Annotated in this window: 14 protein-coding genes and 1 tRNA gene; 8 read left to right on the forward strand and 7 right to left on the reverse strand. The window is 65.6% G+C overall.

Going from position 1 to position 17050, the window contains the following annotated elements:
• Positions 1–30 precede the first annotated feature (30 nt).
• Positions 31–1134, reverse strand: a complete 1104-nt coding sequence (locus tag OPIT5_26070) for a hypothetical protein (protein AHF93168.1) — start codon at positions 1132–1134, stop codon at positions 31–33.
• Between the two features lies 1 nt (position 1135).
• A complete protein-coding gene (locus tag OPIT5_26075) occupies positions 1136–2074 on the reverse strand; it encodes an electron transporter SenC (GenBank protein AHF93169.1) in 939 nt (312 codons plus the stop codon).
• 194 nt (positions 2075–2268) lie between these two features.
• Between OPIT5_26075 and OPIT5_26080 the strand changes: the two genes are divergently transcribed.
• From OPIT5_26080 to OPIT5_26095, 4 genes are read left to right on the forward strand one after another with little or no spacing between them, the layout of a single operon-like run.
• The gene (locus OPIT5_26080; protein ID AHF93170.1) at positions 2269–3393 is read left to right on the forward strand and encodes a cytochrome oxidase assembly protein; all 1125 of its coding nucleotides are present in this window, start codon (positions 2269–2271) and stop codon (positions 3391–3393) included.
• On the forward strand, positions 3390–4310 hold the full coding sequence (locus OPIT5_26085; GenBank protein ID AHF93171.1) for a protoheme IX farnesyltransferase: 921 nt from the start codon (positions 3390–3392) through the stop codon (positions 4308–4310). The genes OPIT5_26080 and OPIT5_26085 overlap by 4 nt, the downstream gene beginning before the upstream one ends.
• Entirely contained in the window at positions 4307–4744 is a 438-nt protein-coding gene (locus OPIT5_26090) for a hypothetical protein (protein ID AHF93172.1), read from the forward strand. The genes OPIT5_26085 and OPIT5_26090 overlap by 4 nt, the downstream gene beginning before the upstream one ends.
• Before the next feature lie 12 nt (positions 4745–4756).
• Positions 4757–5632 (forward strand): hypothetical protein, encoded by an 876-nt coding sequence (locus tag OPIT5_26095; GenBank protein AHF93173.1) that lies wholly within the window; start codon positions 4757–4759, stop codon positions 5630–5632.
• A gap of 228 nt (positions 5633–5860) precedes the next feature.
• On the opposite strand, the gene OPIT5_26105 is transcribed toward OPIT5_26095, so the two are convergent.
• Both OPIT5_26105 and OPIT5_26110 read right to left on the reverse strand, forming a co-directional pair.
• Positions 5861–6673, reverse strand: coding sequence for a hypothetical protein (locus OPIT5_26105; GenBank protein AHF93174.1), 813 nt, complete (start codon positions 6671–6673; stop codon positions 5861–5863).
• Positions 6674–6766: 93 nt separating this feature from the next.
• On the reverse strand, positions 6767–11146 hold the full coding sequence (locus tag OPIT5_26110; protein ID AHF93175.1) for an ATP-dependent helicase: 4380 nt from the start codon (positions 11144–11146) through the stop codon (positions 6767–6769).
• Positions 11147–11381: 235 nt separating this feature from the next.
• Between OPIT5_26110 and OPIT5_26115 the strand changes: the two genes are divergently transcribed.
• Both OPIT5_26115 and OPIT5_26120 read left to right on the forward strand, forming a co-directional pair.
• Entirely contained in the window at positions 11382–11666 is a 285-nt protein-coding gene (locus OPIT5_26115; protein ID AHF93176.1) for a LysR family transcriptional regulator, read from the forward strand.
• A gap of 174 nt (positions 11667–11840) precedes the next feature.
• A tRNA-Leu gene (locus tag OPIT5_26120) sits at positions 11841–11925 on the forward strand.
• Positions 11926–11989: 64 nt separating this feature from the next.
• Here the strand turns inward: OPIT5_26120 and OPIT5_26125 are convergent.
• Positions 11990–12499, reverse strand: coding sequence for a preprotein translocase subunit TatC (locus OPIT5_26125; protein ID AHF93177.1), 510 nt, complete (start codon positions 12497–12499; stop codon positions 11990–11992).
• A gap of 231 nt (positions 12500–12730) precedes the next feature.
• On the opposite strand from OPIT5_26125, the gene OPIT5_26130 reads away from it, so the two are divergent.
• A complete protein-coding gene (locus tag OPIT5_26130) occupies positions 12731–12925 on the forward strand; it encodes a hypothetical protein (protein AHF94763.1) in 195 nt (64 codons plus the stop codon).
• On the opposite strand, the gene OPIT5_26135 is transcribed toward OPIT5_26130, so the two are convergent.
• Positions 12919–13035: a hypothetical protein gene (locus OPIT5_26135; protein AHF94764.1), complete on the reverse strand. Its 117-nt coding sequence runs from the start codon at positions 13033–13035 to the stop codon at positions 12919–12921. The two genes, OPIT5_26130 and OPIT5_26135, sit on opposite strands and share 7 nt — an antisense overlap.
• A gap of 193 nt (positions 13036–13228) precedes the next feature.
• Here OPIT5_26135 and OPIT5_26140 point away from each other — a divergent pair, with 193 nt between their 5' ends.
• On the forward strand, positions 13229–16057 hold the full coding sequence (locus OPIT5_26140; protein ID AHF93178.1) for a pyruvate phosphate dikinase: 2829 nt from the start codon (positions 13229–13231) through the stop codon (positions 16055–16057).
• A gap of 270 nt (positions 16058–16327) precedes the next feature.
• Here the strand turns inward: OPIT5_26140 and OPIT5_26145 are convergent, their stop codons facing one another.
• Positions 16328–17005, reverse strand: coding sequence for a 2-C-methyl-D-erythritol 4-phosphate cytidylyltransferase (locus OPIT5_26145; GenBank protein AHF93179.1), 678 nt, complete (start codon positions 17003–17005; stop codon positions 16328–16330).
• Positions 17006–17050: the final 45 nt, after the last annotated feature.

A 17050-nucleotide genomic window follows, 5' to 3' on the forward strand; every position in this document is an offset into this window, starting at 1 on the left:
GTCCCCTCCCGTGTCTTCGCAAGCCGCGCCTCACGGCGCCACCTCGAGGGGAAACGGCACGAAGGTTTCGGCTCCGGCGAGATCCACCTGCGCCCAGACCACATAACGGCCGGCTTGCGGAATGGTGACGGCAAACGTCAGGCGAGGATGCTCCGCATCCGGTTTTTTCGACAAATCGGCCTCCTGCGGGTGCAGATGCGCAAATCCGCTCCGCGCCTCGTCAAACGCCACCAGGTGCGCATAGGCATCCATCACCGGCTCCAGCGGCACGGCCCCCCCGCCCTCGCGCGTCACCGCAAACGCCAGCTCCGCCTGCTGCCCGGCCCGCACCGGTTGCGCCGACGCGGACAGTTCGAACCGGTATCCGTCGCGCACCACCACCGTGGCGCCCGTGCCGCGGGCTTTTTCTGCCAATCGCCCGCTCCGGAAAAGGGACGCGGACTCCCCGCCCGCTTCGCCTTCCGCGCCAGCATCAGCTGCGCCGCTCGCCGCCGCAAACTCCGCCATCGCGTACAGCCCGCGGCCCGTCGCCACGGGCATAAAATCGGCAAACAGCCGATAATCCCCGCCCCGCTGCGGTGTCATCCGGAAAACCCATTCCCCCTCCCGTTCGCCCGGCTCCGGATGGAGGTGCCGGTAATCCTCCAGCGTCGGGTCCACGATCATGAGGTGCAGCTTTTGCGTGTGCACCAGGAAAAGATCGTCCGGTCCGATCGGTTTGCCGCTCGCCGTCGTCAGCGAAAGCACAAACCGGCTTTCCTTTCCGGCCACCGCCGGTCCGTCGCTGCGCAGCGTCGTGCTCACCGGAGAGCGCACCGCCATGACCGGCAAAAATTGCGGATTCGCCGGATCGCACAGATCGAGCGCGCTGACGCCGCCTTCTCCCGGCCGGCTGCCGGCCGCAAAATCCGCATGGCTCAGGTTGGTCCCTGTCGGCAGCCAGCGGGCCACGAAATACAACGCGATCGCTCCTGCCGTGATCCAGGCGACCTGCCGCCACTCGCGCCGCCGGCGGTCCCCCCCCCCGGGGGGGGCCTCCGCTCCACGGCGGGGCGCGGGTTTTTCCTGCCGGTCCTGTCGATCGCCCGCGACAGGAGACGGTCTTCCGGCCCGTGATCCGGTTTCGGCTGCCATCTCACGCTCCTCCCTTGAGCCGCTGCACAAAATCGTCCGGATTCCAGCCGCTGCCGTCGGCGCGCCAGACGATCCGCCCCTGCTCGTTGATCAGCAGCGTGGACAACGAGTGTTTGATGATCGGCCCGTCGCGCTCCGATGCGATCACCCCGAACTGCCGCAACAGATCCTTGATGGCGCGCTCCGGTCCGGTGAGCAGCGAAAAATTCCCCGTATCGATCCCGTGCGCCTCGGCGTAGTCGCGAAGCACGCCGGGGGTGTCGTGTTCGGGATCAAACGAAATGGAAATCAGCTCGAGATTCGTCACGCCGGCCGCCTTCGCCTTTTCCTGCACGGTTTTCATGTTGCGGGTCGAGGCCGGGCACATCGTGTCGATCGGACAGCGCGTGTAGATGAAGTTGAGCACGATCTTCTTGCCGCGAAACCGGTCGGCCGACACCGCCTCGCCTTTCTGGTTGTAGAGCGTGAAACCCGGCAGGTTTTCCCCGATTTCGCGGTACGCACCCCGCCCGCGGATCGAAGTGTCCTGGCGCAACGCATCCGCCGCGGCGGCGACGCGGGCATCCGCCACCTCGTCAACGTACCACACCTTTTCCAGCCGCAGCACCGGCGCGGCTCCCGCCTCGCCCGGCGCCGCGTCCTCTTCCACCAGTTCGGCCTGCAAACGCCGTCCTTCGGTCGCATTGGCCAGATCGCCCGGCGAGACGGCAAACTCCATCGCCATCGCCGGCATGTAACCGGGAATCTCCTCGTGATCCACCAGCAGGGTGCCCCGTTCGCGGTCCACCGACACCACCTGCCCTTTTACCGGAAACCGTTTTTCCCCCGGTGCGGCCGCAGGCTGCCGCGCCGCCTCCTGCCGCGTGCAACCGGCCGGGAACGACACCAGCATGACGACGGCCAGCCATGCCGCCGCTCCTTTGAAAAATTCCTGGATCATCAGCCTCCATCGTTCCACCAGGGTCAAAAAATTGTCAAAGGGCATTGCCAAAAGCGGCTTCCCGCGCTCGCTCTGCTGTTGCTCGCCACTGCCACGACCTGCGCCCGCCGAGGGCGCCGACCATGACCGACCCGACCAGGACCACACACCGCCACGACCCGTCCGCGCCGCTTTCCCGAGGCGCGAGCCTTCCCGTGACCGCGTCCGACGGCACTGGCCGCCGCACTGCCGGCTACCAGCCCGGGCTGGCGTGGTTTGCCGCGATCGGCGGTTTCCAGGTCTTCGTCCTCGTGCTGCTCGGGGCGTTCACCACCAGCATCGGGGCCGGCATGATTTTCCCCGACTGGCCGCTTTCCAACGGCTCGCTCAACCCCGCCGGATGGCTCAGCGACGTGGCGATGTTCGCCGAGCACTCGCACCGCCTGAGCGCGGGATTGATGTCGCTCATCACCCTCGCCCTCGCCCTCTGGCTCTGGCGCAGGGAAGCGCGTCCGTGGTTGCGCCGGCTCGGGTATCTCGCCGTCGCTCTCGTTTTTGCCCAGGCGCTGCTCGGCGGTCTGCGCGTGCTGCTCGACCACCTGCACATCGACGCCATCGAGACCAGCGTCGGCCGCCTTTTCGCGATGGGTCACGCCTGCCTCGCCCAGATCTATGTCTGCGTGCTGCTTGCGATCGCGTTGTCGCTTTCGCGGGCGTGGATCGACGCGGCGGGAGGAAGGGACGGAAAGGACGAAAGGGACCGACAGGACGCTGGCGCCGAGGCCGCCCGGACGCCCGGCTGGCGGCGGGCCGGTGTTTTCTGCTGCGCGCTCCTGCTCGCGCAACTCGGCGTCGCCGCGGTGATGCGGCACAGTTTCGCCGGCCTCGCGATTCCGGTCTTCCCGCACAGCACGCCCGAAGGCGGCTGGTTGCCCGCAGCGTGGGATTTTCGGGTGGGCATCCACTTCGCGCACCGCGTGCTCGCGCTGGCGCTGACGATCTCGCTCGCTGTTCTTGTCGTCCGCATCTGGCTCGATCGTGTGGCCTCCGCCGGCGTCCGGATCGCCGCCGGTGCGGTCGTCGCTCTGGTTGCCCTCCAGGTCACGCTCGGCGCGCTTTCGGTGCTCACGTACCGGAATCCCCATTACACGACCGCCCACGTCATCGTCGGCGCGCTGCTCCTCGCCACCACCTTCGGGCTCACCTGGTGGAGCTGGCGGCCGGCCGGCGGCTCCGATCCCGTATCGCTTGCCGGCGCGGGCCATCAGGCTGCCAGTCCGGGCGACGCTCCGCGTCGTCGCAGCGGCAGCAATGCCGCCGCTCCTTCCGCTTCCGTATGAACGTCCCCGCCACTGCCTCTTCCTCTCCCGCCGGCTCCGCCGCGACCCCCCGTGCCCGCTTCGGCGACTACCTCGAGCTGACCAAGCCGCGGCTGAGTTTTCTTTCGGTCGTCACCACGCTGGTGGGTTACCTTTGTGCCTGGCCCGGGTGGTTTGCCGGCGAGTTCTTTTTCACGATCCTCGGCACCGCCGCCTGCGCCGGCGGCGTCGCCGCGCTCAACCAGTGGATGGAGAGCGACACCGACGGCCAGATGGAGCGCACCGCCGACCGGCCCATCCCGGCCGGCCGCGTGTCCACCGGCAGCGCGTTTGTCCTCGGCTGGGTGCTCTGCGCCGCCGGTCTCGGCATGCTCTTCGTCAAGACCAACGGCGTGGCCACGCTCTTCGCGCTGCTCACCATCGCCACCTACCTCGCGCTCTACACGCCGGCCAAGCGCCGCTCGCCCCGCGCCACCGAGATCGGGGCCGTGGCCGGCGCGTTTCCGCCGCTCATCGGCTGGAGCGCGGCCACCGGCGGCGCCGGAGGGCTCGGCCTGGTGCTGTTCGGCATCCTGCTGTTCTGGCAGATCCCCCACTTCATGGCCGTGGCCTGGACGTACCGGCAGGACTACGGACGCGTCCACTTCCCGATGTTGCCGGTGATCGACCCGAGCGGCGTGCGCGCCGCCCGCTGGTCGTTCGTCAACACGCTGCTCCTCGTCGCCACCTCGCTCCTGCCGCGCTGGATCGCCGGCGCCAGCCTCGCCTACGTGGCCGTCACGGCGCTCCTCGGCGCGTGGTTTCTCTGGCGCGCCGTCGCCTTCTTGCGCCGCGGCGACCGCGACCGCACCGCCCGGAAACTCTTTTTCTGCTCGATCATCTGGCTGCCCCTGCAACTCGGTGTCCTCGTCGCCGACCGTTTCCTTTTCGCTCCATGACGCTCACCGTGCAGGAAATCCCTGCCCTCAACGCCACGCTCAACGGCATCGCCACGGTGCTCCTCACGGCCGGCTTCATCTGCATCAAGGCCGGCCGGCAGGATATCCACCGCAAGCTCATGATGACCGCGGTCGTCGTCTCCGCGGTCTTTCTCGTCGGCTACGTGACCCACAAGATTCTCATCCGCGGCGTCCATACTCCCTTCGGCGGCGAGGGGATCATCCGGAGCGTCTATTACACGATGCTCATCTCGCACATCCTGCTGGCGATGTCCATCGCCTGGCTCGTGCCGCGCACCTTCCTGCTCGCGATCAAGGGCGACTTTGTCCGCCACCGCGCATGGGCGCGCTGGACCTTTCCGATCTGGTACTACGTGAGCGTGACCGGCGTCCTCGTTTATTTTTTCCTCTACGTCTGGTGGCCGATGAAGTGATGCTGGGAGCCCATGAAAAGCATGACCGGCTTCGGACGCGCCACCGCTCCGCTCGATAACGACACGCTCACGATCACCGTCAATTCGGTGAACCGCAAAACGCTCGACCTGACACTCGCCCTCCCGCGCGCGTGGGAAGAGCTGGAGCCGGCATTCGGCGAGGCCGTCCGCAAATACGCCGCGCGGGGAAAAGTCCACGTCGGCGTCGAGCTCACCGCGAGCACCGGAGCCGCCGCGGCCGCCACGTGGGACGAGGCCGCCGCCGAGACCACCTTGCGCCAGTTGCGGGTCTTCGCCGAACGCGCCAGCGTGCCCTTCACGCCGACGGCCGAACTCGTCTGGCAAATCGTCAGCGCCCAGCGCCGCGGCTCCGATCTCCCCGAAGCGGCCTCCGTGCAGGAGACCGTGCTGGCCACGCTCGACGAGGCGCTGCGCGCTTTCGTGGCGATGCGCGAAAAGGAAGGCGCCGCGCTCCTCGCCGATTTCCTCGCCCGGCTCGAAAAACTCCGCGGACACGTCGCCGCCGTCGGTGAACGCGCGCCGCAAGTCGCGCCCGCGTACCGTGAAAACCTCCTGCGCCGCCTGCGCGAGGCCGGACTCGAGCTCGACGTGAGCGACGAACGCGTGCTCCGGGAGGTGGCGCTTTTCGCCGACCGTTGCGACATCGCCGAGGAACTGACCCGGCTCGGCAGTCATTTGCAGCAGTTCGAGGCGCTCCTCAAAAGCCGCGGCGAGATCGGCCGGAAAGCCGAGTTCATCCTGCAGGAGATCGGCCGCGAGGTTCACACCATCGGCAGCAAGGCCAACGATCTCGAGATCGCCCGCGCCGTCATCGAACAAAAGAACGAGCTCGAACGCATCCGCGAGCAGATCGCCAACGTGGAATAGCAGGGGCGCGCTTCGCGGAGGGACAAAAAGGACGCAAGGGAAGCAGGAAGGCAGCCGTTTCGTCCTTTCTGTCCTTTCCGGCAACCAGCGACCGCCGGTTTTGTACCGGTATTCCGGATGTTTCTGATTTTACACAAAGACCGCAAAGGACGCGAAGGAGATAAACGGCAATCCTTTGCGCTCTTTGCGGCCTTTGTGTAAAAATCCGGAAGCTCTGGAGCTTTGGTCTTACTTCGAACCGCCGAAAATCGACCGGGCCTTGGCCTTCGCATCGTCGAGGCCCTGCTTCACGTTGTCCTTCGCCTGCTGCACGCTTTCCTCGGCCGTGGCCGGGTTGCTGATTATCGACTTCCCCATGTTTGCCAGGCCATCGACCGCTGCGGTCGTCACGTCGGCCAGCACTTTTCTGAGAACGGTCGAGGCCAGTTGCTCGGAGGTGATCCCGCCTTCCTTCACCCCGAGGTCGTTCAGCGAAACGGTCGGCAGGCTCACCTCGGCCGTCCGGTCGCCGAGGGCGAGCGTTACCTTGGCGTTCTGGAGCCGGAAGCTCTTGACAACAAATTTCTTCGCCGGACCCGCCCCGGAACCGTCCGGGGCCGGGGTTTCGGCGGGCGACGTGCCGCCGGTGTTTTTTTCGATCTGCGCCAGCAGGTCCTTGATGTTGGAGCCGGTGAGGCTCTTTTCGTAAACGAACTCGGGCTGGTCGATGTAGATTTCCTCGATGTTGATCACATCACCGAGCAGCGACGCGGGGCTCATCCTGACCCGGATTTCGCCGAGATAAAACGCCTTGTCGGATTTCCATCCTTCCGGGTTGCCGACGAACAGCCCCTTCAGGCTGGCGCCGCCGGCCAGCGGCGACACTTTGGCCGACTCGAGTTCGACGCGCGTGCCGGTCAGGCGCGGCCCCGCCGTATTCACGCCTTTCTTGATGATCGGGCCGAGGTACATGCTGAGAACCACCAGCCCGACGACGACGAGCGCCACCACCAGGCAAAGCAGGACGAAGAGCTTTTTGAGCAGGGAAGATTGTTGTGCCATAAGGGTCAGGAGTTGATCTCGTGCAACTGAGTCGAGTGCGGGGAGAAAAGCAAGACAGTGACGGAGTTGGAGTCGCGGCGGAGGTTTCCGGGTTCAGCGGCGGAAGAGGGTGTCGAGCGCGCCAAAACTCTTCATCGGCGATTTTTTCTCCGCCGGGCGGACGACCGGCGCGGCCACGATCGGCGAGGTTTTCGGCGCCGGGGACGGCGAGGGAGCCGGTGATGGCGTCGTCGGGACCGGACTGCCGGGGACGGGGGCGCCTGCCGGGCCGTCGCCGGCCGCCGCGGCTTTCCCCTGCCGCCAGGCCGCCAGCATCCGGTCGAGTTTCACGGGCGAGACGGGGCCATCGGTGCCCAGTTCCTGCGCGAAGAGGCTCACACGCAGTTCCTCGACCAGCCAGCGCAGGGTCTCGCGCGCGTCGGCATCGAGTCCGTCGCCGCGGGCATACGCGGTCACATAGGGCGCGAGGGTGCGGGCGCGTTCGGCGTCCTTGGGTGCGTTCTGCCGCCAGCGGTCGGCGCGCAGTTTCATCGCCTTCAGGTAGCGGGGCAGATGACGGAGGCGAGGCCAGGGTGTCGTCCGCAGGAAGCCGGAGGGCAGCAGCGCGGCGAGATCCTTTTCGAGACCCGGATACGGCTGCGGGTGCACGAGCAACGCCTGGCGCAGCGTCAGGATTTCGCGGAGCAGATCGAGCAGGCGCGGCACGAGCCCGCGCAGGTCATCCTCGGCCTTCGCGGCGGCGGCGGTGAAGTCCGCGGCGGAGAGAAGCGTATCCGATGGCGGAGGGATTGAAGGAGCGGCGGCATGGCAAGCTGTCGGCCTTTGGCCTCGGTACCTGCCGCTGTGACGACGCGAAGCGTCGCCCGGTTCGGGAAATTCGTAGCTTGCTCCGGCAAGAGGCGAGGCGCGTTGCGCCTCGTCGCAGCGGCAGGAATGCCGCCGCTCCGGGAGACGCGCGGGGTCGCAGAGCCAGCGTTGCAACATGGCCATCGCGTCGTCCTGGAGCTGGTTCATCGAAGCCAGCGTCGCGGTGAGCGCACCGAGTTCGCGGAGCTGCCGCAGGTCTTTTTGCAACCAGGCGAGTTTGTGCCGCAGATGGAGTTCCAGCAGCCGGGCGATGCCTTCACGCGAAGAGGCCTGCGCGGCTTCGGGCGTCTTGAAAAGGCGCAGCGACACATCCCCGGCCGGCGTCGGCTTGAGTCCCGGAAAAGCGAATACAGGAACGCCGGCCAGATCGCCGACGGGCACGCGCGCCGGGATGTCACCGAAGGTCCACGCGGATTGCCCGGCTTTTTCCCAGCGGAGGCGGGCGCGGCGCCAGTTTTCCGGGTCTTCCTGCGCCACGCTCCGGCTCGCCTCGCGGCCCCGGGTGGCGAGGAGGGCGTGGATTTCGGCGAGATCCCGGCTGGCGCAGATTTCCCGGCCATCGTCGTCGAGCACGCGGATGCGCACGCGCAGGTGGTCGGGCAGCGGTCGGGCCGTTTCGTTTTCGGTCCAGAGCGCGGGATCGACGCGCACGCCGTGTTTTTCCGCGATGCAGGCGGCGAGGGATTGGGAGAGGGTCTCGCGCCGGCCGGTGAGGCGGTCGCGGGCGGCGGCCGCGGCGGCGAGGGTTTTTGAGGTTTCGGCCAGCGGCACAAAACCGCGGCGCAGCTCCTTCGGCAGGGCGCGCAGGCAATGTTCGATGCGCTCGGGCAGATGCCCGGGCACGGCCCAGTCGAGCGCGGCGGGGGTGAGAGCGGCGGCGTCGCGAATGTGGACGTCGAGCGTCACGCCGTCGTCGGCCTGCCCGGGCTTGTAGGCGTAGTTGAGCGGGAGCGCGGTGTTTTGCAGCGGCAGGGCCTCGGGAAACGCCTCGGCATCGACACGCAGTTCCTCCGGGTCGCGCAGGTCCGCGGGAACGATTTTCAGGAAGTCGGGGTCCGCCCCGGCGCGGGCGCGGGCAAGCTTGACGAGTTCCTGCACGGAGGAAACGCCGTGGGGAAAGGCCGCAGGCTGAAACCCGGAGTTTCGGGAGGTTGCATCGGCTTCGCCGCCGGTTTTCTGCCCGGCCTTCTCTTCTTCAGCCTTCAGGCTGGTCCCGAGCCGGGCGGCGTAGAATCGGAAAAACGCTTCGTCGAGATTGAGGTAACTGGCGTCGCGGGTGCGGGTGAGCAGGCTCTCGACTTCGGCGCGCACGGCGCGGTTGTGTTCGAGAAACGGAAACGGCCAGGTGATCGTGTCGTTGACGAGCCCTTCGCGGATAAAAATCTCCGTCGCGTGCGCCGGGTCGATCCGGCCGTAGGAAACGGCGCGCGATTCGAGCTCGAGTCCGTAGAGGCGCGTGCGCTGCTTCACGAGAACGCGGCCGTTGTCCACGTTCCAGAACGGATCGCTGTGCGAAACACGGACGACGTGCGCGCCCAGTTCCAGCGCCCAGAGCGGATCGAGCCGCGCGCAGGTGCGGGCATAGAGTCGCGAGGTCTCCATGATTTCGGCGGCGAGGAGCCAGCGCGGGCCGCGTTTGTCGGCGGCGGCGGCTTTGACGGAGGCGGCGCGGTTGGCGTCGGTGTGTTTTTTCGGTTTTTCCTCGCGGCGGAAAAGCACCGAGCCGGGGAAAATCGCCACGCGGCGGTCGTGCGTGCCCTTGTAGCCGCCGTTCTCGTCGTCGCGGGAGGCGATGTTGCCGAGCAGGCCGGCAAGGATGCTGCGATGGATGGCGCGGTAGGCGGGCGTGCCGAAGGCTTCCTTGTCCGGCGTGATCTCGTGCGGCTTCAGGCCGTCGAAGACCGAGGTGAGCCGGAAGTCGCGCCGCTGCTCGAGCACGTCGAGGAGTTGCGCGTGCACGTCGCGCCACTCGCGCATGCGGGTGTAGCTGAGAAAGTGATCCTTGCAGAACCGGCGCAGGCGCGATTGCGAAAGCCGGTCCACCTCGTCGTGGAACGCATCCCAGATGTTGAGCAGGGTGAGAAAATCCGAATCGGGATGCGCGAAACGCCGGTGCGCCGCGTCGGCTTTCTCGCGGGCTTCGAGCGGACGCTCGCGCGGGTCCTGGATCGAGAGACCGGCGGCGATGACGAGCACCTCGCGCACCGCCTTTTCCTCGCGCGCCTGGAGAATCATCCGCCCCACCGTGGGATCGACCGGCAGGCGGGCCAGTTCGCGGCCGAGCGGAGTGAGCACGGACGTGTCGGCCGCCGCCCCGGCGCCGGGTTTTTCCAGCGCGCCGATTTCCTCGAGCAGCGCGTAACCGGCGCGGATGGATTTCGCCGCCGGCATGTTGATGAAGGGAAACCGCTCGATGTCGCCGAGACCAAACGCCTTCATGCGCAGGATCACGTCGGCGAGGTTGGCGCGCTGGATCTCGGGCTGCGTGAAACGGGGACGCCCTTCGTAGTCCTTTTCGGAATACAACCGGATGCACACGCCCGCGGCCACGCGGCCGGCGCGGCCCTTGCGCTGGTCGGCGCTCGATTGCGACACCGGCTCGATCGGCAGGCGTCGCGTGCGCGCCTGCGGCGAGTAGCGGCTCACCCGCGCCAGCCCGGTGTCGATCACGAACCGGATGCCGGGAATGGTCAGCGAGGTCTCGGCGATATTGGTCGCGACGATGATCTTTCGCCGCTGCGAGGGTGCGAACACGCGTTGCTGGTCGGCATTGGAGAGCCGGCCGAAGAGCGGCACCACCTCGCAGTCGGGCAGCCGCCGGCCCTCGATCAGTTCCCGCGCCTCGCGAATGTCGCGCTCGGCCGGCATGAACACGAGGATGTCGCCCCCGCCATCCGTGCGGCTTTCGCGGACGACACGCTCCACGGCCTCGACGGCGCCGTCGATGTAGTGCAACGCTTCGGAACGGGCCTCCGGTTCGTCGCCTTCGGCCGAGTCGTCGCCCAGTCCGTCGAGCGGCTCATGGATCACCTCGACCGGAAACGTCCTCCCGGAGACCTCGATAATCGGGGCATCGTCAAACGCATGCGAAAAAGCCTGCGTATCAATGGTGGCCGAAGTGATGATGATCTTCAGTTCCGGCCGCCGGAAACGCAGCGTGCGCAGGTGGCCGAGGAGAAAGTCGATGTTGAGGGACCGTTCGTGGGCTTCGTCGAGAATGATCGTGTCGTAGGCGCGCAGCATCGGATCACCCTGCACCTCGGCCAGCAGCATGCCGTCGGTCATGAATTTGATCACCGTGTCCCGCGAGGTGCGGTCGTCGAACCGGATCTTGCAGCCCACCTGCCGGCCCCACTCCACCCCGAGTTCCTCGGCCACCCGGCGGGAAACCGAGAGCGCGGCCACGCGCCGCGGCTGCGTGCAGGCGATCAGGCCAGCCCGGCCGCGCCCGGCGGCGAGGCACATCTTCGGTATCTGGGTGGTTTTCCCCGACCCCGTTTCGCCCGCAAGAATCAGCACCGGATGCTGCCCGATCAGATCAACGATCTCTCCCGCGCGGGAGCTGATCGGGAGTTCGGGCGGAAAATCAATGCGGAACGCAGACACGGAAATGAAAAAAAGTGCGCACAAGACTGGCAAAAATTTCCGTGCGCAATATTAATTGAATCGGACAATCGAGACCTGCATCCTGTCGATTGCCCGTCAAAACGCCACTCGACACTTGATGTGATCCATTCATTCAGTATTCGTAATACTCTCTTTAATTATTAAAAAATTCCAGTGAGCCAGGCTCATTTTTTTCTTTCCCGTTCCAGAATACGAACCTCCGCTACCACCTATCATGACTCAAATCATCGACAGCCGCAAACTGCTCGCTTTTATCACCCTCACGCAAGTCGGCAGCTTCACCGCCGCCGCCCGCGAGCTTAACCTCACGCAGTCCGCCATCAGTCATGCGATTGCCGGCCTCGAGCGAGACCTCGGCACACGCCTTTTCAACCGCCTCGGCCGCACCGTCACGATCACGGCTTCCGGCACCAAGCTGCTCGAGCACACCAACGTCATCATGAACGAAATGAAGTTGGCCAGGGAAAACCTCGCGGCCCTGAAAACGGCCAAGGAGTAGCCTCTCGCTGTTTTTGCCGCACAAAACCCCCGAAAAGCGCAGTTCTCCCTGCCCTCGTCTTTCCGGATAAACAAACTGCGGCAACTCCCGTCCGTCCGGAACTGTTGCAAATAAAAAGGAAATCAGGACTTGCCAGACCCCGGCAGGTCCATTTTCTGGGCGCCTCTCTGTAATGCCCAGGTGGTGGAATTGGTAGACACGCAGGTCTCAGAAGCCTGTGCCTCACGGTGTGCGGGTTCGAGTCCCGCCTTGGGCACCATCAAAAAAAGCCGCCAGTTGATCTGGCGGCTTTTTTGCGGCCGGCATGACCGGAGCCCGCCTGATCAGCGGGAAGACAGGGCCGCCTCGCGGCGCTCCCGGCGCTTCTCGACGCGCCGCCCCACCAGAATCGCCAGCCAGTAGAGCGCATAGAGCGGTGTCGCCAGGACAGTTTGCGTGACCGGATCGGGCGTCGGCGTGACGATCGCCGCGATGATAAAAATCACCAGCAACGCATGCCGCCACCAGCCGACGAGCTTGCGCGTCGTCAGCAGCCCCAGCCAGACCAGCACCACGATCAGCAGCGGAAACTCGAATGCCGCGCCCACACCCAGCACCAGCCACATCAGCAGGCTGTAATACGCTTCGGGCGTCCACCGCGTCACGAAACCGAAAAGGTGGTTGAGCTCGACCGACACCCGGATCGTGCTCGGCACGAGCAGAAAAAAGCTGAACGCCGCCCCGATGACAAACAGCGCCAGCGCCGACAGGCAGACCGGCAGCACCAGTTTTTTTTCCCGCTCGTGCAGCGCCGGCGCCACAAACTGGCCGACAAAGAAAAACATGAACGGCAATCCCAGCACCAGGCCGCCCATGCAGCACATCTGGATGACGATCGTGAAACTCTCCATGATCGAGTGCGTGCCGAGGTCGAGACTCAGCGACGCATTGCCCGCCTCTCCCTGCACCCGGTGCAGCGGCCAGAGCAGCAATTCGTTCGACTCTTTCAGAAAATATCCGATCAGCGCCACAAAGACGCCGAAGACGATCACGCACTTGATCAGCGTCCAGCGCAGCTCCTCGAGATGATCGAAAAAACCCATCGGGCGCTCGCCCTCGGGAATATCCTCCCCGGCGTCATCGTCGCCCTCCATCCACTCGTCATCCCCTTCCCCGTCGTCGTCGGCGACCTCCGTGTCGTCCTCCGGTTCGGCAGCCTCCGGCACTTTTTCGCCATCAACGGGTTCGTCTGCGGGTTCTGGATCGTCGCGATTCACTGACGGAGCAGGAAAGATGCGCCGGCCCGCATTTCAACCAGGAAGCCCGGAAACGGATCGGGAATTTCGGTTTCGCCCCCCCCTTGCGGCCGGAGCGGGGACGAGGCCGGCATTCCGTGCGGGCTGTTCGCGTGTCGTTATTCCTGAAAATTCACACGCGCATAAGCGTTGCTCCTCCTCCGCCGTTGACACCCCGCATGCGCAGGCATTGCGTCTCAACCTTTCCGCGCCTGCGCGCCTTCGCTGCGCCCGGGTGCGGAGAGACCGTTCGGGCAACCCTCTGTTTTTCCACACCCACATCCAACCATGGCAGTCAAAACCAAGAAGACCGCGGCGTCCAGATCCTCCGCGAAATCCTCGATCAAATCCGCCTCCACCAAAGGCTCCAAAAACGTCAAGTACGTCTACACCTGGGGTGCCGGCAAGGCCGATGGCGACGGCGGCATGAAACCCCTCCTCGGCGGCAAAGGCGCCAACCTCGCCGAGATGACCCGCATCGGTCTTCCCGTGCCTCCCGGCTTCACCATCACCACCGAGGTCTGCACGTACTACTACGCCAACAAAAAGACCTACCCCGCCTCCCTCCAGACCCAGATCGAGGCCGGCATCCGCAACATGGAAAAGATCATGGGCACGAAGTTCGGCGACGCCTCCGGCTTCCCGCTGCTCGTGGCCGTCCGCTCCGGCGCGCGCGATTCCATGCCGGGCATGATGGACACCATCCTCAATCTCGGCCTCAACGACCAGACCGTCGTCGCCCTCGAAAACGCGACCAGAAACCCGCGCTTCGCCTGGGACTGTTACCGCCGGTTCATCCAGATGTACGGCGACGTCGTGCTCGGCGTGCAGAAGCGCGAGGGGGAGGATCACGAACCGTTCGAGACCGTCATCCACACCTACAAGCACGAGGTCTATCACGAGGACATCGAGGACTCGAAACTCACCGCAGGGGACCAGCAGGAACTCGTCAAGCGCTTCAAGGCCCTCGTCAAGGAACGCACCGGAAAAGTGTTCCCCAACGATCCCTGGGACCAGCTCCGCGGAGCGGCCGGCGCCGTCTTCGGCTCCTGGATGAACGACCGCGCCATCGTCTACCGCCGCAAATACAACATCCCCACCGAGTGGGGCACCGCCGTCAACGTGCAGGCCATGGTCTTCGGCAACACCGGCGACACCTCCGGCTCCGGCGTCGCCTTCACGCGCAACCCGGCCAACGGCACCAACGAATTTTACGGCGAGTTTCTGATCAACGCCCAGGGCGAGGACGTCGTTGCCGGCGTGCGCACGCCCGAGCCCGTCGCCGAGCTTCGCAAGCAGATGCCGAAGTCCTACGCCGAGCTTCTGAAAGTTCGCGCCATCCTCGAAAAACACTTCAAGGACGTGCAGGACATCGAATTCACGATCCAGGAAGGCAAGCTGTTCATGCTCCAGACGCGCAACGGCAAACGCACCGCCGCCGCCGCGCTCAAGTTCTCCATCGACATGGTGAAGGAGAAGCTCATCGACTGGCAGACCGCCATCCTCCGCAACCCGGCCGACCAGCTCGAGCAGCTCCTCGCTCCCATCTTCGATCTCGCCGAGGTGAAGAAGGCCAAGGTCATCGCCACCGGCCTTCCCGCCGGTCCCGGCGCCGCCACCGGCAAGATCTACTTCAATGCCGACCGCGCCGTCTCCGCCGCCGAGAAAGGTGAGAAAGTCCTCCTCGTGCGCGTCGAGACCTCGCCCGAGGACCTCCGCGGCATGATTGCCGCCGAAGGCATCCTCACCGCCCGTGGCGGCGTCTCCTCGCACGCCGCGCTCGTCGCCCGCCAGATGGGCAAGGTCTGCGTCTGCGGCGCCGCCGCCATCCAGATCGACTACGACCGCAAGGTCGCCACCGTCGCCGGCCAGACCTTTGCCGAAGGCGATTACCTTTCGATCGACGGCACCGCCGGCACCGTTTACGCCGGCCAGATCAAGACTGCTCCGTCCGAGATCATCGCCGGCCTCCTCCACGGTAACAAGGCCGCGCAGAAGACCCAGAAGTACAAGGACTACGCCCAGCTCATGGCCTGGTGCGCCAAGGCGACCAAACTCCAGGTCCGCACCAACGCCGACACGCCCGAGCAGGCCGCCAATGCCATCGCCTTCGGCGCCTCCGGCATCGGCCTCACCCGCACCGAGCACATGTTCTTCGAGGGCGACCGCATCGACGCCATGCGCGAGATGATCCTCGCCGACACCCTCGAGGCGCGCGAGGAAGCGCTCGCCAAACTGCTCCCCTACCAGCGCGCCGACTTCTTCGGCATTTTCAAGGCGTTGAAAGGCTTCCCGGCGACCATCCGGTTCCTCGATCCCCCGCTGCACGAGTTCCTCCCGCAGTCGAAGGAGCAGCAGATGGACCTCGCCCGCAAGCTGGACATCCCGGTGGAGAAGATCATGACGCGCGTGCACGAACTGCACGAGTTCAACCCGATGCTCGGTTTCCGCGGCTGCCGCCTCGGCATCAAGTATCCGGAGATCACCCGCATGCAGGCTCGCGCCGTGTTCGAGGCCGCCGCCGATGCGCTCAAAAAAGGCATCAAGGCCAAGCCCGAGATCATGATCCCGCTCGTCGGTTTCAAGAAGGAGCTCGATCTCCAGGTCGGCATCGTCCACGAGACCGCGAAGGCCGTCCAGGCCGAGAAGAAGGTGAAGCTCACCTACTCCGTCGGCACGATGATCGAGGTGCCGCGCGGCGCGCTCACCGCCGATGAAATCGCGCAGACCGCCGAGTTCTTCAGCTTCGGCACCAACGACCTCACGCAGACCACGCTCGGCATGAGCCGCGACGACTCCGGCAGCTTCCTCGGCGCCTACCAGGAGAACGAGATCGTCAAGAAGAACCCGTTCGCGTCCATCGACCAGACGGGCGTGGGCGAACTCATCAGGATCGCCATCGCCAAGGGCAACGCCACGCGTCCCGGCATCAAGCTCGGCATCTGCGGCGAGCACGGCGGCGACCCGGATTCGGTGAAATTCTGTCACCGCGTCGGCCTCGCCTACGTGAGCTGCTCTCCGTACCGCGTGCCCGTCGCCCGCCTCGCCGCCGCCCAGGCCGCCGTCGAGGAGGCGTTCGCCGCCGCGAAGAACGCTCCGGCCAAAAAGAAAAAGTAACGGATCGCGCACGCCAGCGCATCCGCCACCGCAAAAGCCCCGCGCCCGGAAAGCGCGGGGCTTTTGCATTACGCCCGTTCTTCGTCGCGTCGAAGAACGGACAATATGGCCACAAAAAACACAAAATTTCTTCCCGACCGGCGAAAATTCTCCCGCGCGCTTATAAGCGCGATGGAAGGCTTCATGCGCGGCAGGTCATTTTGTGTTTTTTGTGGCCATTCCTTCTCCTCCCGGGCCAGGCGTAGCTGTTTTGTGGCAACACGCCCCTGGTCACTGCGCTCCCGCCAGCAGAAACTCGAACCACGGCAGGTCGGCCGGCGTCGTCAGTTTCGGATTCGGCGTGGTGTTTTCCAGCAAGGCCACCGGGTGCTTGAGCAATTCCACCGCCGCGGCGTCGTCGGTAATCCGGAGCTTGCGCGCGCGCACCTTCTCGTACGCCCGGGTGATGAGGTCGCGGTCAAACACCTGCGGCGTCTCCATCGCCCAGAGGCGTTCGCGGTCGAGATTGCGCAGGTGCCCGCTGTCGCGGTGCTCCTTGATGGTATCGGTCACCCGGTGCGCAAGCACGACGGCGTGCTCCTTTTTCACGACCTTGAACAGGCCGACAAGCTGCTCGGGACGCACGAACGGACGGGCGCAGTCATGGATAAAAACGTAGCCGATGTCCGGCGGCAGCGCGTCGAGCGCGGCGGCCACGGAATCCTGCCGCTCGCGTCCCCCGCGCACAAACACCGCGGGCGTCGGCGCGTAGGCCGAGAGCTCGATCATCTGACGCTGGTCCCGGTACACCACGACGTAAAAATCCGCCACGCCGCTTTCAAGAAAGGCCGAGGCCGAGTGGTGAAAAACAGGGCGTCCGGCGAGCGGGGCGAGGATCTTGTCCTCGATCGCGCCCTGCATGCGGCGACTGCTTCCGGCGGCGAGGAGAATGGCGGCGGTGCGGCTCATGTTGAAATGCGGATTGCGGAATAACGGAATGCGGGAAAGTGACCG

It is taken from the genome of Opitutaceae bacterium TAV5 (assembly GCA_000242935.3).
GTDB lineage: Bacteria > Verrucomicrobiota > Verrucomicrobiia > Opitutales > Opitutaceae > Geminisphaera.